Raw genomic sequence first — 25,449 nt, forward strand, 5'->3', positions numbered from 1 at the left:
ATCCTGTGGAAAACCCATCGGGGAGGATCACTCCTATGAGCGCCAACACGACCGTCCAGGGGAGCGACGCGGTGTCGGCCGACGGGGCCGGGCCGATCGATCCGACCGGCACCGTCGCCGTCGTCGGCACGGGCACCATGGGCCAGGGCATCGCCCAGGTCGCCCTGGTCGCGGGCCATCCCGTACGCCTCTACGACAGTGCGCCCGGCCGCGCCGAGGAGGCCGTGGCCGGCGTCGCGGGCCGCCTGGACCGGCTGGTCGAGAAGGGGCGGCTCGGCAAGGAGGAGCGGGACGCGGCGGTCGCCCGGCTGCACGCGGCCGGCGAGCTCACCGAGCTGGCCGACGCGGTCCTCGTCGTCGAGGCCATCGTCGAGCTCCTTCCCGTCAAGCAGCGTCTCTTCGCCGATCTCGAGGAGATCGTGGGCGCGGACACACTGCTCGCCACCAACACCTCCTCCTTGTCGGTGACCGCCATCGCGGGAGGGCTGGAGCGGCCCGGCCGCTTCGTCGGCATGCACTTCTTCAACCCGGCGCCGCTGCTGCCGCTGGTCGAGGTCGTCAGCGGCTTCGCCACCGACCCGGCCGCCGCCACGCGCGCGTACGAGACGGCGAAGCGCTGGGGCAAGACGCCGGTGCGCTGCGCCGACACCCCCGGCTTCATCGTCAACCGGGTCGCCCGCCCGTTCTACGCGGAGGCGCTGCGCGTCTACGAGGAGGGCGGGGCCGATCCCGCCACGATCGACGCGGCCCTGCGCGAGTCCGGCGGCTTCAGGATGGGCCCGTTCGAGCTGACCGACCTCATCGGCCAGGACGTCAACGAGGCCGTGACCCGCTCGGTGTGGGAGTCCTTCTACCAGGATCCCAAGTTCACCCCCTCGCTCGCGCAGCGGCGGCTCGTCGAGTCCGGGCGGCTCGGCCGGAAGTCGGGCCACGGCTGGTTCTCGTACGCGGAGGGCGCCGAGCGTCCCGAGCCGCACACCGCGGCACCGGCCCAGGCGCCGGAGCGGATCATCGTCCGCGGCGACCTCGGGCCCGCCGAGCCGCTGGTGGAGCTCTTCGAGCAGGCGGGGATCACCGTCCGCCGCAAGAAGGGCGACGGACACATCGAGCTGCCCGCCGGGGCCAGGCTGAGCCTCGCGGACGGCGAGAGCTCCTTCGAGTACCACCAGGAGGAGATCGTCTACTTCGACCTGGCGCTCGACTACGCGACGGCGAGCAGGATCGTCCTGTCGGCGCGCACGGGCATGGCCCCCGAGGTCCTCGACGAGGCGGTGGGGCTCTTCCAGGCGCTCGGCAAGAAGGTGTCCGTGATCGGCGACGTGCCGGGCATGATCGTGGCCCGGACGGTCGCGATGCTGGCCGACGTCGCCGCGGACGCGGTCGACCGCGGGGTCGCGACCGCCGAGGACGTGGACACGGCCATGCGGCTCGGCGTGAACTACCCGGCGGGCCCCCTGGAATGGGCCGGGCGGCTGGGACACCGGGGCCTGTGCGACCTGCTCGGCAACCTGCACGACCGCTACCCGACCGGGCGCTACGCCCCCTCGCTCGCCCTGGTCCGCCGGGGATTCGACGAGGCGGCCGCCGAGGCGAAGGACAAGAGATGACCACCGCGCGACGCGACACCTACACCCCCGAGACGCTGCTCCGGGTCGCCGTCCGGGTCTTCAACGAGCGCGGTTACGACGGCACGTCCATGGAGCACCTGTCCAAGGCGGCCGGGATCTCCAAGTCGTCGATCTACCACCACGTGGCCGGCAAGGAGGAGCTGCTGCACCGGGCCGTCAGCCGGGCGCTCGACGGGCTCTTCGCGATCCTGGACGAGCCGCCGGCGGGCCGCGGCCGGGCCGTCGAGCGGGTCGAGTACGTCACCCGGCGCACCGTCGAGGTGCTGATCGAGGAGCTGCCGTACGTGACGCTGCTGCTGCGCGTACGGGGCAACACCACGACCGAGCGGTGGGCCCTGGAGCGGCGCCGCGAGTTCGACCACCGGGTCGCCGAGCTCCTGAAGGCGGCGGCGGCCGACGGGGACCTGTGCGCGGACGTGGACATCCGGCTCGCCACCCGACTGCTCTTCGGCATGATCAACTCGCTGGTCGAGTGGTACCGGCCGCAGCACGACTCGGCGGCCGAGCGCGACCAGCTCGCGGACACCGTCGTCCACCTCGCCTTCGACGGGCTGCGGACGGCCCGCTGAGCCCCCTCGGCCCCCCTCCACCGACCTGAGCCCGCCCGGGACGCTCCCGGGCGGGCTTTCGGCCGTCCGGGCCCGGATCCGCAGTCCCCGCCCGGCCTGCCGCGCCGGCGACCCGGCCTGCCGCGCCCACGTCCCGGCGGTGCGGGTGCGCCGGCCCGCCCCGGCGGTGCAGGTGCGCCCCGCCCGCGCCGTCAGTCCAGGCGGTCCGGGTACGGGTCCAGGTCCGTCTCCTCGAAGACCAGCAGGGTGCGGGTCGACAGCACCTCGGGTATGGACTGCAGGCGGGTGAGCACCAGCTCGCGCAGCGTCCGGTTGTCCGGCGTGTGCACGAGGAGCAGGACGTCGAAGTCGCCGCTGACCAGCGCGATGTGCGCGGCGCCCGGCAGTGCCTGGAGCTGTTGGCGCACCGTGCGCCAGGAATTCTGGACGATCTTGAGCGTGATGTAGGCGGAGGCGCCGTGCCCCGCCCGCTCGTGGTTGACGCGGGCCCCGAAGCCGCGGATCACCCCGTCGTCGATGAGCCGGTTGATCCGCGCGTACGCGTTGGCCCGGGACACGTGGACGCGCTCGGCGACGGAGCGGACCGAGGCGCGGCCGTCGGCCTGGAGCAGTCGCAGGATGTCCCGGTCGACCGCGTCCAGCGGGCGGGCCGGCGGCATCGGGGAGAGCATGGCAGGGGCGGCGCCGGGGGGCGCGTTCAACGACTCGCCGTGCGCCTGCTCGTCGACGTCGGCCATTTGTTCATCCGCCATGTCCCCCCGCCTCTCTTCCGTGGACGACCTGCACCCATCCCAGGCCGTGGAGAACCGTTTGTCCACAGGCTGGAGGTGCCTGTAGCCAAAATGCCTCCACGACCGAACAATCGGTAGGTGAGGCGCGCCACATTCAGCGCCACCCGCCTTCGGGTCTTATGCCCGCTCCCCTGAGGAGGTGGACTCGTTGCAACAGCGCAGTTCGACAGTCCAAGAGCCCCCCGGTGCCGCGCGCGCCTACAGGCCGACCCCGCCGCCGGCCTGGCAGCCCCGTACCGACCCGACTCCGCTGCTGCCGGACCCCGAGCCGCTGCGCGTGCTCGGCACGGACGCCGTGGCCGACGCCGACCCCGAGCTGCTCCGCCGCCTCTACCGGGAGCTCGTCCGCGGCCGTCGGTACAACGCGCAGGCGACCGCCCTCACCAAGCAGGGCCGGCTCGCCGTCTACCCCTCCACGACCGGCCAGGAGGCCAGCGAGGTCGCGGCGGCCCTGGCGCTGGAGGAGCGGGACTGGCTCTTCCCCTCGTACCGGGACACCCTGGCCGCCGTCGCCCGCGGGCTCGACCCCGTCCAGGCCCTCACCCTGCTGCGCGGCGACTGGCACACCGGCTACGACCCGTACGAGCACCGCATAGCCCCGCTGAGCACCCCGCTCGCCACCCAGCTCCCGCACGCCGTGGGTCTCGCCCACGCGGCCCGGCTCAAGGGCGACGACGTGGTCGCGCTGGCCATGGTCGGCGACGGCGGCACCAGCGAGGGCGACTTCCACGAGGCGCTGAACTTCGCCGCCGTGTGGCAGGCCCCCGTGGTCTTCCTCGTGCAGAACAACGGCTTCGCGATCTCCGTGCCGCTCGCCAAGCAGACCGCCGCCCCGTCCCTGGCCCACAAGGCGGTCGGATACGGGATGCCCGGCCGGCTCGTCGACGGCAACGACGCGGTCGCCGTCCACCAGGTCCTGACCGAGGCCGTCGCCCGCGCCCGCCGCGGCGGCGGACCCACCCTCGTCGAGGCGATCACCTACCGGATCGACGCCCACACCAACGCCGACGACGCCACCCGCTACCGCGGCGACAGCGAGGTCGAGACGTGGCGGGCGCACGACCCGATCCTGATCCTGGAGCGGGAGCTGACCGAGCGCGGACTCCTCGACGAGGACGGCCGCCGCGCGGCGGCCGAGGACGCCGAGACGATGGCTGCGCGGCTGCGCGAGCGCATGAACGCCGACCCCGTGCTCGACCCGATGGACCTGTTCGCCCACGTGTACGCCGAGAAGACCGCGCAGCTGCGCGAGCAGGCGGCGCAGCTGCGGGCGGAGCTCGACGCCGAGAGCGAGGCGGGATGACCACCCACGCGACAGCGCGGCCGGCCGCGAAGAAGGCGGCCAAGCCCGCCACCATGGCCCAGGCGCTCCAGCGGGCCATGCGGGACGCGATGGCCGAGGACCCCACCGTCCACGTGATGGGTGAGGACGTCGGCACCCTCGGCGGCGTCTTCCGCGTCACCGACGGGCTCGCGAAGGAGTTCGGCGAGGACCGCTGCACCGACACGCCGCTGGCCGAGGCGGGCATCCTCGGCACGGCCGTCGGCATGGCGATGTACGGGCTGCGGCCCGTCGTCGAGATGCAGTTCGACGCCTTCGCCTACCCGGCGTTCGAGCAGCTGATCAGCCATGTCTCCCGGATGCGCAACCGCACCCGGGGCGCGATGCCGATGCCGATCGTGGTCCGTGTGCCGTACGGCGGCGGGATCGGCGGCGTCGAGCACCACAGCGACTCCTCCGAGGCGTACTACATGGCGACGCCCGGCCTGCACGTCGTCACCCCGGCGACCGTCGAGGACGCCTACGGGCTGCTGCGGGCGGCCATCGCCTCCGACGACCCGGTCGTGTTCCTGGAGCCCAAGCGGCTCTACTGGTCGAAGGCGGACTGGTCGCCCGAGGCGCCGACGGCCGTCGAGCCGATCGGCAAGGCGGTCGTGCGCCGCCGTGGCACCAGCGCCACCCTCATCACCTACGGCCCCTCCCTGCCGGTCTGCATGGAGGCCGCCGAGGCCGCCAAGGCCGAGGGCTGGGACCTGGAGGTCGTCGACCTGCGCTCGCTCGTGCCCTTCGACGACGAGACCGTGTGCGCCTCCGTCCGGCGCACCGGACGGGCCGTCGTCGTGCACGAGTCGACCGGCTTCGGCGGACCCGGCGGGGAGATCGCCGCCCGGGTCACCGAGCGCTGCTTCCACCACCTGGAGGCGCCGGTGCTGCGGGTCGCGGGCTTCGACATCCCGTACCCGCCGCCGATGCTGGAGCGGCACCACCTGCCGGGCGTGGACCGGGTCCTCGACGCGGTCGCGCGGCTCCAGTGGGAGGCGGGCAGCTGATGGCCCAGGTGCTCGAATTCAAGCTGCCCGACCTCGGTGAGGGCCTCACCGAGGCCGAGATCGTGCGCTGGCTCGTCGATGTCGGCGACGTCGTCGCCATCGACCAGCCGGTCGTCGAGGTCGAGACGGCCAAGGCGATGGTGGAGGTGCCCTGCCCGTACGGCGGAGTCGTCACCGCCCGCTTCGGCGACGAGGGCACAGAGCTGCCGGTCGGCGCGCCGCTGCTGACCGTCGCGGTCGGCGGCGCCCCCGCCGTGGACGGCGCGGACGCCCCGTCCGTCGCCGCGCCCGCCACGTCGGGGGCGGATGCGGAGTCGGCCGAGTCCTCGGAGTACTCCGGCAACGTGCTCGTCGGCTACGGGACCGCCGGGCCCGCCGCCCGGCGCCGCCGGGTCCGGCACGAGAGCCCGGCCGCGGCCCCGGCCCCGGTGGCCGCCGCTCCCGTGGCTCCTGCGGCTCCCGTGGCGCCCGAGGCTCCCGCGGGACCCGTGCCCGTCATCTCGCCGCTGGTGCGCAAGATCGCCCGCGACAAGGGGCTCGACCTGCGGCAGGTCCGCGGCTCGGGTCCCGAGGGCCTGATCCTGCGGGCCGACGTCGAGACCGCGCTCGCCGCCCAGGAGAAGCCCACGGCCGCGTACGCCGCCGCCGCGGCGCCGGCCCCGGCCGCCGCCCCCGCTTCCACGAGTGCCGCCGCCACCGGCGAGCGCGTCCCCCTGCGCGGGGTGCGCGGTGCCGTCGCCGACAAGCTGTCGCGCAGCCGTACCGAGATCCCGGACGCCACCTGCTGGGTCGACGCCGACGCGACCGAACTCATGGCCGCGCGGGCGGCCATGAACGCGGCGGGCGGACCGAAGATCTCCGTCCTGGCGCTGCTCGCCCGCATCTGCACGCACGCCCTGGCCCGCTTCCCGGAGCTCAACGCCACGGTGGACACGGCAGCGCGGGAGATCGTCCGACTGCCCTCGGTGCACCTCGGGTTCGCCGCCCAGACCGACCGCGGTCTGGTCGTCCCCGTGGTCCGCGACGCGGGCGGCCGCACGGCCGAGTCGCTCACCGCCGAGTTCGCCCGCCTCACGGAGTCCGCCCGGCAGGGCACGCTCACCCCGGCGGACCTCACCGGCGGCACGTTCACGCTGAACAACTACGGCGTGTTCGGGGTCGACGGCTCCACGCCGATCATCAACCACCCCGAGGCGGCCATGCTCGGCGTCGGCCGGATCGTGCCCAAGCCGTGGGTGCACCGGGGTGAGCTGGCGGTGCGTCAGGTGGTGCAGCTCTCGTTCACCTTCGACCACCGGGTCTGCGACGGCGGGACGGCCGGCGGCTTCCTGCGCTACGTCGCGGACTGCGTCGAGAACCCGGCGGTGCTGCTGCGCACGCTCTGACGGGCCGACGGAACTCCGCCGGGACGGACGCCGACCGGGGCACGGGGCCCCGCCGGTTCCCGGCGGCCTTGTCCGGGACCCAACCCCACGCCGGGTCCCGGACGCGTTTCCTCGCGATGCCCCGGCCCCTTCCGGGCCGGGGCGTCTCCCTTGGTGAGACGAACGGGCGGGCACCGGGCGGCCCCCGCCCCACGCGGACCATACTGCTGGGATGACGACCGCGTACGACGCCATCGTGCTCGCCGGCGGCGCCGCCCGGCGCCTCGGCGGAGCCGACAAGCCCGGGGTACGGGTCGGTGGGCGGGCGCTCCTCGACCGGGTCCTCGCGGGCTGCCGCGACGCCGGCCGCACCGTCGTGGTCGCCGAACCCCGCGGCACCGCACGCCCCGTCGAGTGGACCCGGGAGGAGCCGCCCGGCGGCGGCCCGGTCGCCGCCCTCGCCGCGGGCCTGCGCCGCCTCGCCGAGGCGCCGGCGTCGCCCCGGCCCGCCGGTCCGGAGCCAGGCCTCGCCGACCCGTCCGACCTCGGCGAGACTTCGACGTCGTCCTGGACCGCCCGCCCCGCCCGCCCCGGCCTCGCCGACCCGTCCTACCTCGGCGAGACTTCGACGTCGTCCTGGACCGCCCGCCCCGCCCGCCCCGGCCTCGGTGGCCCGTCCGATCTCGGCGACGCTTCCGCGTCGTCGCACGCCGCGCGACCCGATACCGGTCTCGGCGGGCCGGCCGAGTCCCTCGCCGGCCCCGCTTCCCTCGTGCTCGTCCTCTCCGCCGATCTTCCGTTCTTCGATGCCGCGACCGCCCGGCGGCTCGTGGACGCCCTGGTCGCCGCGCCCGAGGCCGAGGCCGTGGTGAGTGTCGACGCCGAGGGGCGCGAGCAGCCGCTGGTCGCCGCCTATCGGGCCGGGGCGCTGCGGCGGGAGTTGGCGGGGGCGGCCGCCGAGCGGGGCGGGCTCGACGGGCTGCCGCTGCGGCGGATCACCGGGGGCCTGCGTGTCGTGCGCGTTCCCGCCGAGGCCTCGGCCTCCTTCGACTGCGACACCTGGGAGGACATTGCCGCCGCCAGGGCACGGATCAGGGAGCATGGGAACGTGCTGGATGAATGGATCACCGCAGTCAAGGACGAACTGGGCATCGACCTGGACGTCGACACCGGCCTGCTGCTCGACCTGGCCCGTGACGCCGCGCACGGGGTCGCTCGGCCCGCCGCGCCGCTGACCACCTTCCTGGTCGGCTACGCGGCGGCGCGGGCCGCCGCCGGCGAGGGCGGCCCCGAGGCCGTCAAGGAGGCCGCGCAGAAGGCCGCCGCGCTCGCCCAACGCTGGGCCGCCGAGCAGGACGAGACCGGATGACCATGAAGGAGAGCGTGCCCGACGACGGCGTGGACGACGTCCTCGCCCTCGTCGGACGCTCCCGTGCGGAGGCTCCCGGCCCGGCGACGGATTCGGGAACCGGCCCCGCCTCCCACCCCGAGCGCCATCGCGCCACCCCCTGGCCCGAGGCCCGGGCCGTCGCCGCGCGGGCCGGAGCGAAGGCGGCGGCGGGGCGGCCGCCCGTGCGGGTCCCGCTCGGGCAGGCGCTCGGCCGGGTCCTGGCCGAGCCGCTGCACGCGCTCACCGACCTGCCGTCCTTCGACACCTCCGCCATGGACGGCTGGGCCGTCGCGGGCCCCGGCCCCTGGCGGATCGACCCCGACGGCGCCGTTCTCGCCGGGCACGCCCCCGCCGGCACTCTCGACGACGGTGACGCGGTGCGGATCGCGACCGGGGCCCGGGTGCCGTCCGGGGCCACGGCCGTCGTCCGCAGCGAGCACGCCCGCGCCGACACGGCCGGGCAGCTGCACGCGCGGCACGAGGTCGTGCCCGGGCAGGACATCCGTCCGCGCGGCCAGGAGTGCCGCTCGGGCGACCGGCTGCTCCCCGCCGGAAGCACCGTGACACCCGCGTTCCTGGGCCTGGCCGCGGCGGCCGGCTACGACGAGCTGACCGTGCACCCCTGCCCCCGCGTGGAAGTCCTCGTCCTCGGCGACGAGCTGCTCACCTCCGGGCTCCCCCAGGAGGGCCTGATCCGTGACGCCCTCGGACCGATGCTCGGCCCCTGGCTGCGGGCGCTCGGCGCCGAGGTGCTCGGCACCCGCCGGGTCGGGGACGACGCCGACGCGCTGTACGCGGCGGTCACCGGCTCCGCCGCCGACGTGGTCGTCACCACCGGCGGCACGGCGGCCGGCCCGGTCGACCATGTCCATCCGGTGCTCGCCAAGGCGGGCGCGACGCTGCTCGTCGACGGGGTGAAGGTCCGTCCCGGCCATCCCATGCTCCTGGCCGAGCTCGGCCGGGGCCCCCGCCATCTCGTCGGCCTGCCCGGCAACCCGCTGGCCGCCGTGTCCGGGCTGCTGACGCTCGCCGAGCCGCTGCTGCGCACCCTCGCCGGCCGGCCGGTTCCGGAGCCGTACCGCGTCCCCGTACGCGAGGAGATCCACGGGCACCCGTACGACACCCGCCTCGTGCCCGTGCTGCTGCGCGGCGACGAGGCCGCGCCGCTGCACTACAACGGGCCCGCGATGCTCCGGGGCATCGCCGCTGCCGACGGCATGGCCGTGGTCCCGTCCGGCGGTGCGCGGCCCGGTCAGACGCTCGACGTCCTCGACCTGCCCTGGACGGCCGCCTCCGCCCAGGGGGAGGCCCAAGGAGGGTGTTTCACGTGAAACTGCCCAGCCGCGACGCGATGGCCCGCCAGGCCGACGAGAAGGCTAGCGCGCGGATCAAGCTGCCGCGCCGGGTGGTCGAGAAGCCCCTGCGTCAGGTCGCCAAGCGTCTTCTCATGGCGCTCGGCGTGCTGGTCGTGACCGTCCTCATCGTCTACGTCGACCGGAGCGGCTACCACGACAACGCCGACGAGACCGTCGACTTCCTCGACTGCGTCTACTACGCGACCGTCACCCTCTCCACCACGGGCTACGGCGACATCGTCCCCTACAGCGACTCGGCCCGGCTCGCGAACGTCCTGCTCGTCACGCCGCTGCGCGTGCTGTTCCTGATCATCCTGGTCGGCACCACTCTCGAGGTCCTCACGGAGCGGACCCGTGAGGAGTTCCGGCTGAACCGCTGGAGGTCCGCCTTGCGCGAGCACACCGTCATCGTCGGCTTCGGCACCAAGGGGCGCTCGGCGATCCAGACGTTGTGCGCGACCGGTCTGCGCAAGGACCAGATCGTCATCGTCGACCCGTCCACCAAGGTCATCGAGGCGGCCAACGCCGACGGCTTCGTCGGGGTCATCGGCGACGCCACCCGCAGTGACGTGCTGCTGCGGGCCGAAGTGCAGAAGGCACGTCAGATCGTCATCGCCACCCAGCGCGACGACACCGCCGTCCTGGTCACCCTGACGGCCCGCCAGCTCAACCGCGGTGCGAAGATCGTCGCCGCGGTCCGCGAGGAGGAGAACGCGCCGCTGCTGCGCCAGTCCGGCGCCGACGCCGTCATCACCAGCGCGAGCGCCGCCGGTCGGCTGCTCGGTCTGTCCGTGCTCAGCCCCAGCGCGGGCACGGTGATGGAGGACCTGATCCAGCAGGGATCCGGCCTCGACCTCGTCGAACGCCCGGTGACCAAGGCCGAGGCGGGCCGGAGCGTGCGGGAGACCGCGGACCTGGTGGTCAGCGTGCTGCGCGGGCACCGCCTGCTCGGATACGACGACCCCGCCGCCAGCCCGCTCCAGCTGACCGACCGGGTCATCACGATCGTCCGCGCCGCGCCCGTCACCCCCCTCACCACGCCGACCGAGGACCAGCGGTAGGGCGGGAGCACCCCGCGCCCCCGCCCTCCCCCTCCGTTCCCGGTGCGCGGAGTAGCCTCGCCGGCATGCATGCGATCACGATTCCGGAACCCGGCGGGCCCGAGGCGTTGGTCTGGGCCGAGGTGCCCGACCCCGTCCCCGCCGAGGGCGAGGTTCTCGTCGAGGTGGTGGCGAGCGCCGTCAACCGTGCCGATCTGCTCCAGCGTCAGGGCTTCTACGACCCGCCGCCGGGCAGCTCCCCGTACCCCGGTCTGGAGTGTTCGGGCCGGATCGCCGCGCTCGGCCCCGGGGTCTCGGGCTGGTCCGTCGGCGACGAGGTGTGCGCGCTGCTCGTCGGCGGCGGTTACGCGACGAAGGTCGCCGTCCCGGCGGGGCAGTTGCTGCCCCGGCCGGACGGTGTGGACCTGGTGACGGCCGCGGCGCTGCCCGAGGTGGCCTGCACCGTCTGGTCGAACATCTTCATGCTCGCGCACCTGCGGCCGGGCGAGACGCTCCTCGTGCACGGCGGGGCGAGCGGCATCGGGACCATGGCGATCCAGCTGGCCAAGGCGGTCGGCGCGCGGGTCGCGGTCACCGCGGGTGGCCCCGAGAAGCTGGCGCGCTGCGCCGAGTTGGGCGCGGACATCCTCATCGACTACCGCGAGCAGGACTTCGTCGAGGAGCTCCACAAGGCGACGGACGGGGCCGGGGCGGACGTCGTCCTCGACATCGTCGGCGCCAAGTACCTGGACCGGAACATCAAGGCCCTCGCCGTCAACGGGCGCCTCGTCGTCATCGGCCTGCAGGGCGGCGTCAAGGGCGAGTTGAACCTGTCCGCGCTGATGGCCAAGCGGGCCGCGATCCTGGCGACGACCCTGCGGTCCCGGCCGCCGGCCGAGAAGGCGGCCGTGGTCGCCGCGGTGCGCGAGCACGTGTGGCCGCTGGTCGGTGCCGGCACGGTGATGCCGGTCGTGGACCGCACCGTGGACATGACGGAGGCGGCCGAGGCCCACCGGGCCGTCGAGGCGAGCAGCCACGTCGGCAAGGTGCTGCTGGTGGCGCCGGAGAAGTAGCTCCGGACATGGGCGAGGGCCCGGACCCCACGGCGTGTGCCGTGCGGTCCGGGCCCTCGACGCGTCACCGGGGGCCTACAGATACGGCCCCGAGCCGACCGCCCGGCCCCGGCCGGGTCCGTGGTCCTCGTCGTCGTCGTGCGAGGCGCCGGGCGGCAGGGCGCGGCGCATCTGCTCCAACTGGGCGCGGGCCGCCATCTGCTGGGCGAACAGCGCGGTCTGGATTCCGTGGAAGAGGCCTTCGAGCCAGCCCACCAACTGCGCCTGGGCGATGCGCAGTTCCGCCTCGGAGGGGATGGCCTCGTCGGTGAACGGCAGGGAGAGCCGCTCCAGTTCCTCCACCAGCTCGGGGGCGAGCCCGTCCTCCAGCTCCTTCACCGAGCTGGCGTGGATCTCCTTCAGCCGTACGCGGCTCGCCTCGTCGAGAGGTGCCGCCCTGACTTCCTCCAGAAGCTGCTTGATCATGCTGCCGATCCGCATGACCTTCGCAGGCTGCTCGACCATTTCCGTCACCGGGACCTCGCGGGATTCGTCGTCACCCTGAGGGCCGCCGAGCGCCATCCCGTCCTGGCCCACGATGAGGACCTGGGGGCTCTCCTGCGACCTGTCATTCCTCGGCATCTCCATGCCGCCCATTCTCTCGCACACATGCCTCACCACACGGTGTGCCCCCGGAGGAAGGTGATCCACCCTCCTCCGGGGGCACAGCCTGGCAACGAAGCTCCCGGCGTTCCTCAGTGCGCGGCGCGGCGGGCCAGCGCCCCGCGGGAGCGGGTGACCAGGGCCGCGAGCAGGGCGGCGCCGAGGGGCACGGCCACGAGCAGCGCGGCCAGCGTCTCCCAGGGGACGACGATCGGCACGTAGGGCGGGGTGTCCGAGATGCCCCAGCCGTTGTCGAGGGCCTCCTGGTAGAAGTGCAGCTCCTGGCGTTCCTCGGTGAGCCGCAGACCCACCGCGGGCAGTACGCCGGCGGCCGAGCCGAGGATCACGCCCATCGCGGCGACCACACCGCACTGGAAGCCGCTGAGCGTACGGCGCACCCGGGGCGGGGCGCCGACCGCGGCGAGCGTCTTCAGGTCGGCCTCCGCGTCGGCCTGGGCGAGGCCGGTGGCGATGCCGGCGGCGCCGATGGTGACCAGGCCGGCGAAGACGGTCAGCGCGAGCAGCACGATGCTGTTCTTGCTGACGAAGCCCTCCTCCACGACCAGGCCGACGTCGGTGCCGATCTTGTCGATCTCGGCTTCCAGCTTCTGTCGCTGTTCGCTGTCGGGCAGGTGGTCGGTGGTGAAGAAGGCACCGAGCGGGACCGTGCTCAGACCGGCGGCCTGGGCCGCGGCGGGGCTGATCAGGCCCGCCACGCCGTAGGTGGCCGGGGAGCCGGGCACCTGGTAGGCGGGGAAGCTCCTGATCTCGCCCGGGGCCGGCTTGTTCTGCTCGGCGGCGCGGTCGGCGGCCTCGCTGTCGGTGATCAGCTTGATGCCGACCTTGCCGGTCTTGTCGACCTGGGCGCGGGAGAAGCTCACGAACCTGCCGTCAGCGAGGGCCCGGGCGGCGCCGGGGTCGTCGATCCCGAGGACCGTGAGGAGCCGGGCGTCGGCGACGAGGAGGCCGCTCTCGACGGAGATCGATCCGGCGTTGGGGTCGCTCTTGCAGCGCCAGTCCTTGGCGAGGGCACGCCGCTGCTCCTTGGTGAACTTCTCCGAGGGGTCGGTGCCGTCATGGCTGACCGCCCATAGCGGGCACTCGTTGGCGGGCGGGATGACCACCTCGAAGCGGCCGCAGCCGGGGGTGCCGCCCCAGGGCGGGCAGCCGGGCTTGCCGACGGAGATCCGGGAGACGTCGGCGCGGACGTCGACGGCCAGGGTGCGCTGCACCGCGTCCCGGGCCGCCGCGACGTCCCGGCCGCCCTCCTCGGTGACGAGTACGGAGACCGCGCCGTACGGCAGGCTCGGGTGGTATCCGGCCTGGTCCTGGGCGTCGCGGCTCGCGGCGTACGTGGAGACGGCGACGGTGCCCGCGACGGCGGCCAGGACGGCGGCGACGGCGGGAGCCGTACGCCCCCGGTTGCGGACGGCGTCGCGCAGGGCGAGGCGCGGCGAGAGCGGCAGCCAGCGGCCGGACCGGCCGAAGAGGCCGACCAGGGCGGGCGTCATGGCGACCACGCCCAGTTCGGCGATCGCGGATCCGCCCGCGACGATGAACAGCTGGTCGGTGACGACCGAGCCGTACAGGGCGATCACGCCGCCGAGCAGGACCGCGGCCAGGCCGACCAGGGGCAGCACCCGGCTGCTGCGGCGGACGCCGCGCCGGCCGGTGAGGGAGGCGAGGACGGTCTGCCGGGAGGCGGTGACGGCCGGGACGATGGCGGCGAGCAGTCCGGTGAGGACGGCGAGCCCGGCGATGGCGAGGATCTCCAGCGGTTTGACGGTGAAGCCGCCGAACCGCTGCCCCATGGCCTCCTCCAGGTAGGGCCGGAGCGCGAAGGTCAGGATCAGGGCGAGGACCGTGCCGGCCACGGCCGAGGCGACACCGATCACGAGGCCGCCGCTCAGCACGATGGCCCGGATGTGGTTGCGGGCACCGCCGTTGGCGCCGACCAGGCCGAGCTGGCGGCGGGAGCGGCGGGCGCCGACGGCGAAGGCCGGACCGGCGAGCAGGCAGATCTCCAGCATCGCCAGGCCGACGACGGTGCCGACGGCGGCGAGCGCGGCGGCGCGGGCCGCCGTGCTCTCCTGGTACATGCCCCAGCCCTCCCGCTGGAAGAGCGGCACCTCGGATTCGGCGGGCGGGTCCAGGACCACGGCGCGCGAGGTGACCAGCACGCCCTTCTTGTTGATCTCCTGGACCGTGTTCCACGTGAAACCACCGGACTTCTTCACCAGGTAGGTGGTGGAGAGGTCGGGCTTCGGGATGCCGGCCTTCTCGACGGCCTGCCCGTAGGCGGCGAGGAAGGCGCCGGGCAGGGCGTTGACCTGCTCGGTCTTGAGGTCGCTGGGCAGCTCGTAGGCGCCGGTGACGGTGTACGTGCGGTCGAAGCCGCGGGCGGTCAGGGTGGAGCCGATCGTGAGACCGCTGCTCTTCAGGAAGGCCGTGGTCGCGGCGATCTCGTCGTTCTTCTCCGGGAAGCGGCCCTCGCGGAGCCGCATGATGCCCCGGGCGACCGGGTCGGCGGCCTTCAGCTCACGGACCTCGGTGTGCAGCAGCCCGTGGGCGGTGGTCAGCTTGGCGCTGCCGGAGCTGTCGGTGAGGACGGTCGAGCCCGCCGGGATGGCCTTGGTGACGTCCGTGGAGCCGTTGGGCCAGGGCTTGTTGGCGGCGTCGTAGTCCTCGGCCGTGGTGCTCTGCTCGCCCTGGGGGTCCTGCAGGAGCGGCACCCCGGCGACGTTGCCGTCGCTGAACCGGGCGTCGGCCGCGCCTATGGAACGCTCCAGTCGCTGCGCGGGAGAGAGTTCGGAGCTGCGGATGGTCAGGTCGAAGGCGCTCACGCCGAGGATCGGCAGGGCGATCATGGCGAGGACCAGGAAGCTGCGGCCCTTGGACCGCCAGGCGTCACGGCGGGCGATGCGGACCGCGGCCCGCCAGGAGTGGAACCAGGTCGTCACTGCTGCGCCGCCCGGCCGGTCAGGAGCGAGTCGGCCTCGCTGCGTACGGTCTGGTCGACGACGGCGCCGTCCCGCAGGAAGACGACGCGGTCGGCCCAGGCGGCGAACCGCGGCTCGTGGGTGACCAGGATGCCGGCGGCACCGGCGTCGCAGCGGGAGCGCAGCAGGGCGAGGACGGACTCGCCGGTCTCGGAGTCGAGGGCGCCGGTGGGCTCGTCGGCGAGGACGAGCCGGCGATCGCCGACCAGGGCACGGGCGATGGCCACGCGCTGCTGCTGGCCGCCGGACATCTCGTCGGGGAAGCGCTCGGCGAGATGCCCGAGGTCCATCTCGGCGAGGGCGGCCAGGGCCTCGGTGCGGGCCTTACGGGCGGAGACGCCGTCCAGCTCGCGGGGCAGGGCCACGTTCTCGGCGGCGGTGAGGGCCGGGATGAGGTTGTAGTCCTGGAAGACGTAGCCGATGCTGCGGCGGCGCAGGGCGGCGAGCTGCTTGGGGCCCGCGCTGGTGATGTCGGTGTCCTCGACGATCACCCGGCCGGAGGTGGGGGTGTCGAGGCCGCCGGCGATGGTGAGCAGCGTCGACTTGCCGGAGCCGGACGGGCCCATGACGGCGACGAGTTCACCGGGGAAGACGTCGAGGTCGATGCCGCGCAGGGCATGCACCTCGGTGGCGCCCGCGCCGTGGACACGGGTCAGGTTCTGCAGGCGCAGCACGGGCTGCTGCTGTGTGGACATGAATCCCCCTCGGGGTACGCCGGCGAACGGAAGCGTGCGGAGCGGCCGTTGACGGCGCCGTGCGTACGGTCTGGGTCTGGTCGGGTGGTGGAGCGGTACGAGCGGTACGAGCAGTACGAGCAGTACGAGCGGTACGAGCGGTACGAGCGGTTGAGCGGTACGAGCGATGCGAGCGGTACGAGTGGCGTTCGGGCGCGGTGGCGCCGGGGCGCCGGAGGCCGGGGGCCGGGGCGTCAGCGCCCGCGGGCCCTCGACGCCGCCGGCGGGGGCGCCGCGGTCGACGCCGCCGGGGCGGACGGGCCGTCGAGCGGTGCCGCCGACGCCGGCGAGGACGCCGACGGGGATGCGGGGGCCTGCGGGGCCGCGGCCGCCGCGGCCGTCGAGAGGCGGATCAGGCGGGCCTCGGAGTGGTCGAGCCACCGCGCCTCCGCCTCCGTCTGGAAGATCAGCTGCTCCAGGACGAGCAGCCAGGCGACGTCGTCGCGCTCCCGGGCCCCGTTCTTCTCGACGGCGGTGATCGCCTGCGCCTTGAGCCGGGTGTAGTCCTGCATGGCCTTCACGGTGTGCCGGCGCTGGGACTGGATGACGTCGCGGATGTCGACCCCGGGCGCCCCGACCGCCATCGCCAGCTTGATGGCCAGCTCGTCACGGGCCGGGCTGGTGCGGTCCACGGGGTTCTCGAACCAGCTGCGCAGCTCGGCGCGACCGGAGTCGGTGATCGCGTAGAGCGCGTGGCCGGCCTCGTCCTCGCCGTCCTGCGCGACCATCCCGTCCCGTTCGAGCCGGCTGAGGGTCGTGTAGACCTGGCCCACGTTCAGCGGCCAGGTGGAACCGGTGCGGGACTCGAACTCGGTACGGAGCTGGGAGCCGTAGCGAGGGCCGTGTTCGAGGAGGGCGAGAAGCCCGTGGCGGATCGACATACCGAGTATGTATACCGAGTAAGTCGGCACGGACAAGCGTCCTGAGACGGACCACGGGCGTCCGTCTCAAGAAGGACCCGGGCCGCCGCGGAGCGCTCAGCGGCGCCGCATCCGGACCCCGAGGAAACCGATGCCGAGCCCCATCAGGGCCAGCCCCACGCCGAGGGTCAGCACGGGAATCCGCCGGTCGGAGAGGGTGGCCGTGGCCTCGGCGCCGATCCGCGGCGCGGCCTCCGGCGCCGCCGCGTCCGAGCTCTCCGCGGCGGGCGGCTCCGCCTCGGGTACCACTCCGGTCCCCTCGTCGGACTCCGCGGCGGGCTGCTCCTCTGTTGCAGTTTTGGTACGAGCGGGGGCGGCCGGACTCTGCGGCGCGGGGGTCGAGGGGGCGGCGGGCCGCCCGGGCCGCGCCCGGCCCTCCCCCGCCGGGCGGCCCGCGAGGGGTGCGGGCGTGCGGGGCTCGGGCGGCTCGGACGGTTCGGGCGGCTCCGGCTGCTCGGCGTCGTCCGGGGAGCCCTCGGTCGCGGCGGAGCCGCTCGGCGCCGGGGCGGGGGAGACGGTCGAGGAAGGCGATCCGGCCGTCGTCGGCGGGCGCCGGGTGGCGGTCGCGGACACCGGGAGGCGAGGAGTGGCCGACGGGGGCGGCGCCGCCCTGGGGACGATCCGCGGGCCCGGGGGCGTGCCCTCTGCCGCGTACGCGACGTACGACTCGGGCGCGACGGACGCACCAGAGGCACCCGACCCACCCGACGCGACGGACGCGACAGAGATGACGGACCCGACGGACCCGACGGACCCGGCGGATGCGCCCGACGCGACCGACACGGGCGGCGCGTCCGCGGTCACGGACGCCACGGTCGCCGCGTAAGCGACCGAACCGACCGCGCAGGTCGCGCACGTCACGAGCCAGCAGGTGAGGACGGGCGAGACCGCCCGCGCACGAGGACGTGGTCCTGGAGTCACCGGGTGACCCCCTCCCGTACCGAGCCGCCGAGTTGTTCAACTCAGCGTCACATGTCGGGACAGACGTGGCATCCCGGACAGGTCCGCCCGGGGGCGGCCCCGTCCGGGACGGCGGCGGTCACCGCCGCGGCGACGGCTGCCGCTACTGCTGCGGCGGGTTGCCGGTGGACACCTCGAGGTTGAACTCGGCGTCCTCCTTGCTGATGTCCGTGCCCTGCCGCGGGTACTGGGTGATGACCGTGCCCTGGCCGTACGTGGCCTCGTCGACCGAGGACTCGGACTTGATCTTCCAGCCGGCCGCCTGGATGCACGCCTTCACGGACTGGATGTTCTTGTACGTGAAGTCGGGGACCTCGAACTTGTTCGGGTCGCTGCTCGACTCGGTCGGCTCCAGGCACTTCTTCGTCTGGATCGTCTTCGAGTAGTCCGGGCCCTTGTGACCGGGGGCGGTGCTCGCGGTCTGGGTGGGGTTGTTCCCGCCGGCGTTGTCGTCGCCGTCCTTGTTCATGAGCGAGACGGCGACGATCACGCCGATGACGGCCACGAGACCCACCGCGGCGATGGCGATCTTGTTCGTCCGGCTCTGCCCGCCGCCGGCCGGACCGGCCGGGACGCTCTGCTGCACGGTGTAAGGCGACGCGGGGGAGGGCACGGGCGCCGGGGTCTGGTAGACGGGCGCCGGGGCCGGCGTCGGGACCTGCTGCGGGTAGCCGTACGAGGGTGCCGGGGTCGGCGGGCCGTACGGGCCGGGCTGCGCGGTCGGGTGGGGCGTCGGGTGCGGCTGGTACGGCGTCTGCATGCCGTGCGTCGCGGGCGGTGGGGTCTGGCCGACCGGCGGGAAGACCGCCGAACCGACGCCGGAACCGCTCTGGACCGGGCCGCCCGCGACGATCATCGGCGAGCCGGTCTGGCCGGCGGACAGCACCCGCAGGCACTCGTCGCGCATCGCGGCGGCGCTGGGGAAACGCTCGTTCGGGTTCTTCTTCAGGGCGCGGGCGACGAGGGCGTCCATCGCCGGGGTCACGGAGCGGTTCACCGAGGACGGCGCGACCGGCTCCTCCTGGACGTGCGCGTAGGCGATCGCGAGCGGCGAGTCCGCGTCGAAGGGCAGACGGCCCGTCAGGAGCTGGAAGAGCATGATGCCGACCGAGTACAGGTCGGCACGCGCGTCGACGGCACGGCCCAGGGCCTGCTCGGGGGACAGGTACTGCGGGGTGCCGACGACCATGCCGGTCTGCGTCATCGAGGTGACGCCGGACTGCATGGCGCGGGCGATGCCGAAGTCCATGACCTTGACCACGCCGCGCTTGGTCATCATCACGTTGCCCGGCTTGATGTCCCGGTGGACCAGGCCCATTTCGTGGCTGGTCTCCAGGGCCGCGAGCACGTCGGCGGTGACCTTCAGCGCCTTGTCGGCCGGCATCGCGCCGTACTGCTGGACGTCCGCGGCGAGCACCGAGCCGAGCGGCTGGCCCTCCACGTACTCCATGACGATGTACGGCATGACGGCGCCGTCGAGGGTGTCCTCGCCGGTGTCGAAGACCGAGACGATGTTCGTGTGCGACAACTTCGCAACAGCCTGCGCCTCACGGCGGAAGCGTTCGCGGAAGGACTGTTCGCGGCCGAGCTCGGTGTGCAGCGTCTTGATGGCGACCTGGCGGTCGAGCGCGCTGTCGTACGCCAGGTACACGGACGCCATGCCGCCCTCGCCGAGCAGGTCACGCAGCTGGTACCGGCCGCCCGCGACCGAACCGCCCGCATAGCGGCCCTGTGCGCCGTCCTGGCTCATCTCGTGCTTCCCCCTACGCGCGTGGCGGCGCTGATCCGCGAATATTCCCGGCCAAGTCTGCCCGAGGGCAGTGACACGTCAAGCTCGGCCCCGGTTCGGTGCCCGTTCCGTGACGCTCCGCACGGAAAACGTCGCGCAAGCGTGACAGGAACGGCATGGAATTTGCACAGGCGTACGCACGGCGGGTGGGATGGCCGGTCCAACGCGGACCGTGATGTCGTACGGAGCCTGTAGCGTGACGACTGGACACGGCACGAGAGACGACGGCGAGGACTGATGGCACCCGAATCCGGAGCAGGTGGCGGTGTGCCGGACCCTTCCGCCGAGTCGTGGGGCCTGGGCGGAGTCGTCGGTGACGGGCGTTACCGGCTGACCCACCGCCTCGGACGCGGCGGCATGGCCGAGGTGTTCGCCGCCGAGGACGTGCGCCTCGGACGCACCGTCGCCGTGAAGCTGCTGCGCCCCGACCTCGCCGAGGACCCGGTCTCCAAGGCCCGCTTCACGCGCGAGGCGCAGTCGGTGGCCGGCCTCAACCACCATGCGATCGTGGCCGTCTACGACTCCGGCGAGGACGTCGTCGGCAGCCAGTCCGTGCCGTACATCGTCATGGAGCTGGTCGAGGGCCGCACCATCCGTGACCTGCTGATCAGCGCCGAGGCGCCGGGGCCCGAGCAGGCCCTCATCATCGTCTCCGGCGTCCTGGAGGCGCTCGCCTACTCCCACCAGCACGGCATCGTGCACCGGGACATCAAGCCGGCGAACGTGATCATCACCAACACCGGCGCCGTCAAGGTCATGGACTTCGGCATCGCGCGCGCCCTGCACGGCGCGCAGTCGACGATGACCCAGACCGGCATGGTCATGGGCACGCCGCAGTACCTCTCCCCCGAACAGGCGCTCGGCAAGGCCGTCGACCACCGCTCCGACCTGTACGCGACGGGCTGCCTCCTGTACGAACTGCTCGCGCTGCGGCCGCCCTTCACCGGTGAGACACCGTTGTCGGTGGTCTACCAGCATGTCCAGGACGCCCCGATCCCGCCCTCCGAGGTCGCCCAGGCGGCCCCGCCGGAGCTGGACGGCCTGGTCATGCGCTCCCTGGCGAAGGACCCGGACGACCGGTTCCAGAGCGCCGAGGAGATGCGCGGCCTGATCCAGTACGGGCTGACGATGCTCCAGGAGCAGGGCGGCCACACCGGCGTGTGGAACACCGGCCCGGTCGAGATGTACGAGGGCCCGCACACCCCGGGCTCCGGGGTCGCCGCGACCGCGGTCATGGGCGGCCACCCGGGCCACGCCCCGCACCACGACACCGCGCAGCGCCCGATCCTCCCGCCGATGAACCCCGAGGACGGCGGTTACGACGGGACCCCGGGCGGCCCCGGCGGCTACGGCGCGCAGGGCGGCAAGGGCGGCAAGGGCGGACCCGGCAAGGTGCTGCTGTTCGTGGCGCTCGCGCTGGTCGCGATCGTCGCCGGGGTCGCGTACGCGCTCGACAAGGCCGGCGACAAGGGCGACGGCGGCGGTACCAAGCCGCCGGCGGTCACCAACTCGCCGTCCACGCAGGAGGAGTCGCCCACGCCGTCCGAGGAGCCGTCCGAGGAGACCGAGTCCCCCGACTCCTCCACGGGCGGCAACCAGCAGCCCTGGACGCCCACGAACCGGCCGACGCTGCGCCCGTCGACCCAGCCGACCCCCACCGACGAGCCGTCGACGGACCCGTCGGACGGCACCAGCAGCGGCAGCACGGGCACGAGCGAGGGCTCGACGGAGGGCACCACCGAGGGCACCACCGAGGGCGGCTCGACGGGCACCTCGACGGGGACGTCGACCGGCACCTCGACGGGGACGTCCACGGGCACCTCGACGGGGACGTCCACGGGCACGTCGACCGGCACCTCCGCGGGCTCCTCGTCCGGCAGCACCACGGGCACGGGCACCGGCACCACCCCCTAGGCGTACCCGGAAAGCCCCGCCGGGCTCGCGACGCCGGGCACCACCCCTGGGGCGAGCCCGCAATGCCCCGCCCGGCTCGCGACGCCCGGCACCACCCCAGGGGCCTGCCCGGAAAGCCCCGCCGGGCCGAGCCCGGCGCGGTCACTGCGTGAAAGCGTCGCGTACCGCCTCGTACTCGCGGGTCCACCACACCGCCAGGGCCGACACCGCGGGGAACTGCGGATCGGCCCTGCGGTCGTGCCGCTGGTAGCGCCAGCGCAGCGTCCAGAAGTCGTTGAGCCGCTCCCACCAGACCCGGTCCACCGCGGCCGCCAGCTCGGCGCGGTCGACGCCCGCCGCGCGCCGGTACGCCCGCGCGTACGCCCGTACCTTGTCCAGCGCCAGCTCGCCCGCCGGCCGGACGAAGAAGATCGCGGCCGCCCGGACCGCCTCCTCGGCGCGCGGGCGGACGTCCAGGCGGTCCCAGTCGACGATCGCGGCCGGTTCGGCGCCCCGGTAGAGCAGGTTGAAGGGGTGGAAGTCGCCGTGCACCCAGCCGGTCGCGGCGGCGGCCGGCGGCCGGCGGTGGGCGTGGGCGGCGAGCAGCACCCGACGTTCCCGCAGCCGGTGCTCGGCGAGCTCGTCGAAGCCGTCGCGGAGCCGGCGGGCGCGGACCAGCCGCAGCAGCTCGTCGATGAGCCGGAAGGTGTCCTCGGGGCGGGCGCTCTCGTGGCCGGAGCCCGGCGGCGGGGACTCCATCACCTGGGCCAGGCAGGTGTGCACATGTCCCAGCAGGGTGCCGAGGCGCCGCGACCCGGCGGCGGAGAGCTGGGCGCCGTCCCGGTGCCGGCCGTCGATCCAGGGGTGCAGCGCGTAGCAGTGGCCCCCGATGACGGCGACGGTGCGCCCGGCGGAGTCCGGCAGCGGCGGGGCGACGGGCACGCCGAGCGCGTGCAGACGCTGGGTGGCGCGGTGCTGACGCACGATGGTGTCCCGGTCGGCGGTGCGGGCGTCCAGGTGCTGCTTGAGGAAGTAGGAGCCGCGGGTGGTGGCGAGCCGGTAGCCGCGGTTGAGCAGCCCCTGCGCGACCGGCCGGCAGGACAGCGGCTCGCCGGCGTCCGTGTAGCGGCGCAGCAGGGCACCGACGGGTGGGGCGAGGGGGGAGAGCGGGGGTGCAGATGAGCGCGGCACTCCGCAGATGTTAGATCACGCTACGTGGTGGAGATGTCGCTCGATGGGATGAGCGGAGCGGCCGGGGGCCGGCCGCTCGGTCGCGCAGTCGAGGGTGTGCACGGTGACGAACTGCGGCTCGACGCGCATGTAGACCGGGTCGAAGGGCTCGCCGTCCACCGAGCGGGGCGCCGGCCCGAAGGCCGCGAGCTGTGCCTCCGTGGGTTCGACGATCTCCGCGGTGCCGGTGAACTGCACCGACCACAGCTGCTCGGCGCCGGAGGTGAGGTTGTCCGCGCCGTACGCGACGACGCTGCCCGCGCAGGCGCGGTGGTAGCCGAGGCCCCGGTGGAGGCGGAGCAGGACGCCGTCGTCGGTCACGATGTGGCGGGCCGGGGCGACGAACGGCATCGCCCGCATGCTCGTGGCCACGCGCCCGTACGACACGCGGTTCAGCAGCTCGATGGCGCGGATCTCCTCGGAGGGCATGGCTTCCACTCTCCGCCACCGGGCCGTGTCGGAAAAGGGGCCCCTGCCCCGGTTCACGGGGACGTAGGTCCCGAATGCGGGCCGTAGGGCCCGGCCTCACCTGTTCGGGTGAACCGCCGGGCGGGGGCGGGCTCAGTGCCGCTCGGCCTGCATTCTCGCCACGTACGCGGCGGCCTGGGAACGCCGCTCCATGCCCAGCTTCGACAGCAGGCTGGAGACGTAGTTCTTGATGGTCTTCTCCGCGAGGTGGAGGCGCTCGCCGATGGCCCGGTTGGTCAGGCCCTCGCCGATCAGATCGAGGATCCTGCGCTCCTGCTCGGTGAGATGGGCGAGGCGGTCGTCGCCCTTCGGGCTGTTGCCGTCCCGCAGCCGCTCCAGGACCCGCGCGGTCGCCACCGGGTCGAGCAGCGACCTGCCCGCGGCGACGTCCCGGACGGCGTTGAGGAGTTCGTTGCCCCGGATGGCCTTGAGGACATAGCCCGAGGCCCCGGCCATGATCGCGTCGAAGAGGGCCTCGTCGTCCGCGTACGAGGTGAGCATCAGGCACTTGATCGCATCGTCCTGCGAGCGGACCTCGCGGCAGACCTCGACGCCGCTGCCGTCCGGGAGGCGGACGTCGAGCACGGCCACGTCGGGGCGGGTCGCGGGGATCCTGACCAGGGCGTCCGCGGCGGTGCCGGCCTCGCCGACGACCTCGATGTCGTTCTCCACGGAGAGCAGCTCATGGACGCCGCGCCGTACGACTTCGTGGTCGTCCAGCAGAAATACCCGGATTTTTCCTTCTTCGCGCACGCGCTCAGTCTCACATATTGGCTCTTCCCGCGCCCGGGGTGGCCGGGATAACGTGCCGGGTGTTCCGACGACGGCGTCGGGTCCGTTGTCATCGCGCTGACCAGGGCTGAGTCCCCCCTTTCTCGATTTACTTGGAAATCCAAGCAAAATCGCAGGTCAAGTGGGGTTTCGCAGAAATGTTGCGCTGTGGGTAACGTGCCTATGACGGCGTTCGCCGGGACACCTGTCACGCCTGACCCCGGCCGCGTCGCACCCACCCCGTGCGAAGGGTACGGACAAGGCGGAGAGCCGCACTGGCCTTACCGGCGAACCCGGGGGCCGGACCGACGGAGGAGCACGCACGTGACCGTGGAGAGCACTGCCGCGCGCAAGACGACGCGACGCAGCAGCGGCACCAAGCGCACCACCAGCGCCGACGCCAAGAAGGCACCGGCCGCGCAGAGCGTCGAGCCCGAGCTCGTACAGCTGCTGACGCCCGAGGGGGAGCGCGTCCAGCACCCCGAGTACGACATCGACCTGAGCGCCGAGGAGCTGCGCGGCCTCTACCGCGACATGGTCCTCACCCGCCGCTTCGACTCCGAGGCCACCTCCCTGCAGCGCCAGGGCGAGCTGGGCCTGTGGGCCTCGCTGCTGGGCCAGGAGGCCGCTCAGATCGGCTCCGGCCGCGCGCTGCGGGACGACGACTACGTCTTCCCGACCTACCGCGAGCACGGTGTCGCCTGGTGCCGCGGGGTCGACCCCACCAACCTCCTCGGCATGTTCCGTGGTGTGAACAACGGTGGCTGGGACCCCAACACCAACAACTTCCACCTGTACACGATCGTCCTCGGCTCGCAGACCCTGCACGCCACCGGCTACGCCATGGGCATCGCCAAGGACGGCGCGGACTCCGCCGTGCTCGCGTACTTCGGTGACGGCGCCTCCAGCCAGGGCGACGTCAACGAGTCGTTCGTCTTCTCCGCGGTCTACAACGCCCCGGTCGTGTTCTTCTGCCAGAACAACCAGTGGGCCATCTCCGAGCCCATCGAGAAGCAGACCCGCGTCCCGCTCTACCAGCGTGCCCGCGGCTTCGGCTTCCCCGGTGTCCGTGTCGACGGCAACGACGTCCTCGCCTGCCTGGCCGTGACCCGCTCGGCGCTCGAGCGCGCCCGCCGTGGCGAGGGCCCGACGCTCATCGAGGCGTTCACCTACCGCATGGCCGCCCACACCACCTCCGACGACCCGACCCGCTACCGCCGTGACGCGGAGCGCGAGGCGTGGGAGGCCAAGGACCCGATCCAGCGCCTCAAGGCGTACCTGGAGCGTGAGGGCCACGCCGACGCCGCCTTCTTCGAGGAGCTGGAGGCCGAGAGCGAGGCGCTCGGCAAGCACGTCCGTGAGGTCGTCCGCGCCATGCCCGTCCCGGATCACATGGCGATGTTCGACCACACGTACGCGGACGGGCACGCGCTCGTCGACGAGGAGCGCGCGCAGTTCGCCGCGTACCAGGCGTCCTTCGAGGGCGGAGAGGGCGAGTAATC

22 protein-coding genes are annotated in these 25,449 nt (G+C 73.6%); 12 read left to right on the forward strand and 10 right to left on the reverse strand.

Features of this window, described 5'->3' with window-relative positions:
* Window positions 1–35 precede the first annotated feature (35 nt).
* Window positions 36–1,607 carry a 3-hydroxyacyl-CoA dehydrogenase gene (locus ACIGXE_RS10875; RefSeq protein ID WP_399745695.1) on the forward strand — a complete coding sequence of 524 codons (1,572 nt, stop codon included), beginning with the start codon at window positions 36–38 and terminating at the stop codon, window positions 1,605–1,607.
* Window positions 1,604–2,197: a TetR/AcrR family transcriptional regulator gene (locus ACIGXE_RS10880; protein WP_399745697.1), complete on the forward strand. Its 594-nt coding sequence runs from the start codon at window positions 1,604–1,606 to the stop codon at window positions 2,195–2,197. The genes ACIGXE_RS10875 and ACIGXE_RS10880 overlap by 4 nt, the downstream gene beginning before the upstream one ends.
* A 191-nt stretch (window positions 2,198–2,388) precedes the next feature.
* Here the strand turns inward: ACIGXE_RS10880 and ACIGXE_RS10885 are convergent, their stop codons facing one another.
* The gene (locus ACIGXE_RS10885; RefSeq protein ID WP_399745699.1) at window positions 2,389–2,949 is read right to left on the reverse strand and encodes an Lrp/AsnC family transcriptional regulator; all 561 of its coding nucleotides are present in this window, start codon (window positions 2,947–2,949) and stop codon (window positions 2,389–2,391) included.
* 178 nt (window positions 2,950–3,127) lie between these two features.
* Between ACIGXE_RS10885 and pdhA (ACIGXE_RS10890) the strand changes: the two genes are divergently transcribed.
* From pdhA (ACIGXE_RS10890) to ACIGXE_RS10920, 7 genes are all read left to right on the forward strand, one after another.
* A complete protein-coding gene (gene pdhA / locus ACIGXE_RS10890; RefSeq protein ID WP_399745701.1) occupies window positions 3,128–4,291 on the forward strand; it encodes a pyruvate dehydrogenase (acetyl-transferring) E1 component subunit alpha in 1,164 nt (387 codons plus the stop codon).
* Window positions 4,288–5,319: an alpha-ketoacid dehydrogenase subunit beta gene (locus ACIGXE_RS10895; RefSeq protein ID WP_399745703.1), complete on the forward strand. Its 1,032-nt coding sequence runs from the start codon at window positions 4,288–4,290 to the stop codon at window positions 5,317–5,319. Before pdhA (ACIGXE_RS10890) ends, ACIGXE_RS10895 begins: the two co-directional genes overlap by 4 nt.
* The gene (locus ACIGXE_RS10900) at window positions 5,319–6,704 is read left to right on the forward strand and encodes a dihydrolipoamide acetyltransferase family protein (RefSeq protein WP_399745705.1); all 1,386 of its coding nucleotides are present in this window, start codon (window positions 5,319–5,321) and stop codon (window positions 6,702–6,704) included. Before ACIGXE_RS10895 ends, ACIGXE_RS10900 begins: the two co-directional genes overlap by 1 nt.
* Before the next feature lie 211 nt (window positions 6,705–6,915).
* Window positions 6,916–8,052, forward strand: a complete 1,137-nt coding sequence (locus ACIGXE_RS10905) for a DUF6457 domain-containing protein (RefSeq protein WP_399745707.1) — start codon at window positions 6,916–6,918, stop codon at window positions 8,050–8,052.
* Between the two features lie 2 nt (window positions 8,053–8,054).
* Window positions 8,055–9,404: a molybdopterin molybdotransferase MoeA gene (locus ACIGXE_RS10910; protein ID WP_399746339.1), complete on the forward strand. Its 1,350-nt coding sequence runs from the start codon at window positions 8,055–8,057 to the stop codon at window positions 9,402–9,404.
* Window positions 9,405–9,424: 20 nt separating this feature from the next.
* Entirely contained in the window at window positions 9,425–10,489 is a 1,065-nt protein-coding gene (locus ACIGXE_RS10915; protein WP_399746341.1) for a potassium channel family protein, read from the forward strand.
* A 65-nt stretch (window positions 10,490–10,554) separates the two neighbouring features.
* Window positions 10,555–11,541, forward strand: coding sequence for an NAD(P)H-quinone oxidoreductase (locus tag ACIGXE_RS10920; protein WP_399745709.1), 987 nt, complete (start codon window positions 10,555–10,557; stop codon window positions 11,539–11,541).
* A 75-nt stretch (window positions 11,542–11,616) separates the two neighbouring features.
* Here the strand turns inward: ACIGXE_RS10920 and ACIGXE_RS10925 are convergent, their stop codons facing one another.
* From ACIGXE_RS10925 to ACIGXE_RS10945, 5 genes are all read right to left on the reverse strand, one after another.
* Window positions 11,617–12,168, reverse strand: coding sequence for a bacterial proteasome activator family protein (locus ACIGXE_RS10925; protein ID WP_399745711.1), 552 nt, complete (start codon window positions 12,166–12,168; stop codon window positions 11,617–11,619).
* A gap of 107 nt (window positions 12,169–12,275) precedes the next feature.
* Window positions 12,276–15,143, reverse strand: a complete 2,868-nt coding sequence (locus ACIGXE_RS10930; RefSeq protein WP_399745713.1) for an FtsX-like permease family protein — start codon at window positions 15,141–15,143, stop codon at window positions 12,276–12,278.
* Window positions 15,140–15,877 carry an ABC transporter ATP-binding protein gene (locus ACIGXE_RS10935; RefSeq protein ID WP_399745715.1) on the reverse strand — a complete coding sequence of 246 codons (738 nt, stop codon included), beginning with the start codon at window positions 15,875–15,877 and terminating at the stop codon, window positions 15,140–15,142. The genes ACIGXE_RS10930 and ACIGXE_RS10935 overlap by 4 nt, the downstream gene beginning before the upstream one ends.
* A 233-nt stretch (window positions 15,878–16,110) precedes the next feature.
* Window positions 16,111–16,797, reverse strand: a complete 687-nt coding sequence (locus tag ACIGXE_RS10940; protein ID WP_399745717.1) for a PadR family transcriptional regulator — start codon at window positions 16,795–16,797, stop codon at window positions 16,111–16,113.
* A 96-nt stretch (window positions 16,798–16,893) separates the two neighbouring features.
* Complete coding sequence (locus ACIGXE_RS10945; RefSeq protein ID WP_399745719.1) at window positions 16,894–17,085, reverse strand: hypothetical protein; 192 nt, start codon at window positions 17,083–17,085, stop codon at window positions 16,894–16,896.
* A gap of 160 nt (window positions 17,086–17,245) precedes the next feature.
* Here ACIGXE_RS10945 and ACIGXE_RS10950 point away from each other — a divergent pair, with 160 nt between their 5' ends.
* Window positions 17,246–17,662, forward strand: a complete 417-nt coding sequence (locus tag ACIGXE_RS10950; protein WP_399745721.1) for a hypothetical protein — start codon at window positions 17,246–17,248, stop codon at window positions 17,660–17,662.
* Window positions 17,663–17,899: 237 nt separating this feature from the next.
* Here the strand turns inward: ACIGXE_RS10950 and ACIGXE_RS10955 are convergent, their stop codons facing one another.
* A complete protein-coding gene (locus ACIGXE_RS10955) occupies window positions 17,900–19,546 on the reverse strand; it encodes a protein kinase (RefSeq protein WP_399745723.1) in 1,647 nt (548 codons plus the stop codon).
* 276 nt (window positions 19,547–19,822) lie between these two features.
* On the opposite strand from ACIGXE_RS10955, the gene ACIGXE_RS10960 reads away from it, so the two are divergent.
* A complete protein-coding gene (locus ACIGXE_RS10960) occupies window positions 19,823–21,499 on the forward strand; it encodes a protein kinase (RefSeq protein WP_399745725.1) in 1,677 nt (558 codons plus the stop codon).
* A 141-nt stretch (window positions 21,500–21,640) separates the two neighbouring features.
* Here ACIGXE_RS10960 and ACIGXE_RS10965 read toward each other — a convergent pair whose 3' ends face one another.
* The 3 genes from ACIGXE_RS10965 to ACIGXE_RS10975 form a co-directional block, all read right to left on the reverse strand.
* Window positions 21,641–22,669: a phosphotransferase gene (locus ACIGXE_RS10965; protein WP_399745727.1), complete on the reverse strand. Its 1,029-nt coding sequence runs from the start codon at window positions 22,667–22,669 to the stop codon at window positions 21,641–21,643.
* Window positions 22,670–22,684: 15 nt separating this feature from the next.
* Window positions 22,685–23,137, reverse strand: a complete 453-nt coding sequence (locus ACIGXE_RS10970; RefSeq protein WP_399745729.1) for a pyridoxamine 5'-phosphate oxidase family protein — start codon at window positions 23,135–23,137, stop codon at window positions 22,685–22,687.
* 132 nt (window positions 23,138–23,269) lie between these two features.
* On the reverse strand, window positions 23,270–23,929 hold the full coding sequence (locus ACIGXE_RS10975) for a response regulator (protein ID WP_399745731.1): 660 nt from the start codon (window positions 23,927–23,929) through the stop codon (window positions 23,270–23,272).
* 342 nt (window positions 23,930–24,271) lie between these two features.
* Between ACIGXE_RS10975 and pdhA (ACIGXE_RS10980) the strand changes: the two genes are divergently transcribed.
* Window positions 24,272–25,447, forward strand: coding sequence for a pyruvate dehydrogenase (acetyl-transferring) E1 component subunit alpha (pdhA, locus tag ACIGXE_RS10980; RefSeq protein ID WP_399745733.1), 1,176 nt, complete (start codon window positions 24,272–24,274; stop codon window positions 25,445–25,447).
* The last annotated feature ends 2 nt before the right edge of the window (window positions 25,448–25,449 follow it).

It is taken from the genome of Streptomyces sp. NPDC053431, from assembly GCF_044544925.1.
Lineage (GTDB): Bacteria > Actinomycetota > Actinomycetes > Streptomycetales > Streptomycetaceae > Streptomyces.

Bases quoted from the DNA above. Each gene is read 5' to 3' on its own strand.
- ACIGXE_RS10925 (WP_399745711.1), bottom strand. From the start codon at position 12,168: ATGGAGATGCCGAGGAATGACAGGTCGCAGGAGAGCCCCCAGGTCCTC.
- ACIGXE_RS10970 (WP_399745729.1), bottom strand. From the start codon at position 23,137: ATGCCCTCCGAGGAGATCCGCGCCATCGAGCTGCTGAACCGCGTGTCG.
- ACIGXE_RS10880 (WP_399745697.1), top strand. From the start codon at position 1,604: ATGACCACCGCGCGACGCGACACCTACACCCCCGAGACGCTGCTCCGG.
- ACIGXE_RS10935 (WP_399745715.1), bottom strand. From the start codon at position 15,877: ATGTCCACACAGCAGCAGCCCGTGCTGCGCCTGCAGAACCTGACCCGT.
- ACIGXE_RS10920 (WP_399745709.1), top strand. From the start codon at position 10,555: ATGCATGCGATCACGATTCCGGAACCCGGCGGGCCCGAGGCGTTGGTC.
- ACIGXE_RS10915 (WP_399746341.1), top strand. From the start codon at position 9,425: ATGGCCCGCCAGGCCGACGAGAAGGCTAGCGCGCGGATCAAGCTGCCG.
- ACIGXE_RS10900 (WP_399745705.1), top strand. From the start codon at position 5,319: ATGGCCCAGGTGCTCGAATTCAAGCTGCCCGACCTCGGTGAGGGCCTC.
- ACIGXE_RS10895 (WP_399745703.1), top strand. From the start codon at position 4,288: ATGACCACCCACGCGACAGCGCGGCCGGCCGCGAAGAAGGCGGCCAAG.
- ACIGXE_RS10960 (WP_399745725.1), top strand. From the start codon at position 19,823: ATGGCACCCGAATCCGGAGCAGGTGGCGGTGTGCCGGACCCTTCCGCC.
- ACIGXE_RS10955 (WP_399745723.1), bottom strand. From the start codon at position 19,546: ATGAGCCAGGACGGCGCACAGGGCCGCTATGCGGGCGGTTCGGTCGCG.
- ACIGXE_RS10875 (WP_399745695.1), top strand. From the start codon at position 36: ATGAGCGCCAACACGACCGTCCAGGGGAGCGACGCGGTGTCGGCCGAC.
- ACIGXE_RS10905 (WP_399745707.1), top strand. From the start codon at position 6,916: ATGACGACCGCGTACGACGCCATCGTGCTCGCCGGCGGCGCCGCCCGG.
- ACIGXE_RS10940 (WP_399745717.1), bottom strand. From the start codon at position 16,797: ATGTCGATCCGCCACGGGCTTCTCGCCCTCCTCGAACACGGCCCTCGC.
- ACIGXE_RS10910 (WP_399746339.1), top strand. From the start codon at position 8,055: ATGAAGGAGAGCGTGCCCGACGACGGCGTGGACGACGTCCTCGCCCTC.
- ACIGXE_RS10885 (WP_399745699.1), bottom strand. From the start codon at position 2,949: ATGGCGGATGAACAAATGGCCGACGTCGACGAGCAGGCGCACGGCGAG.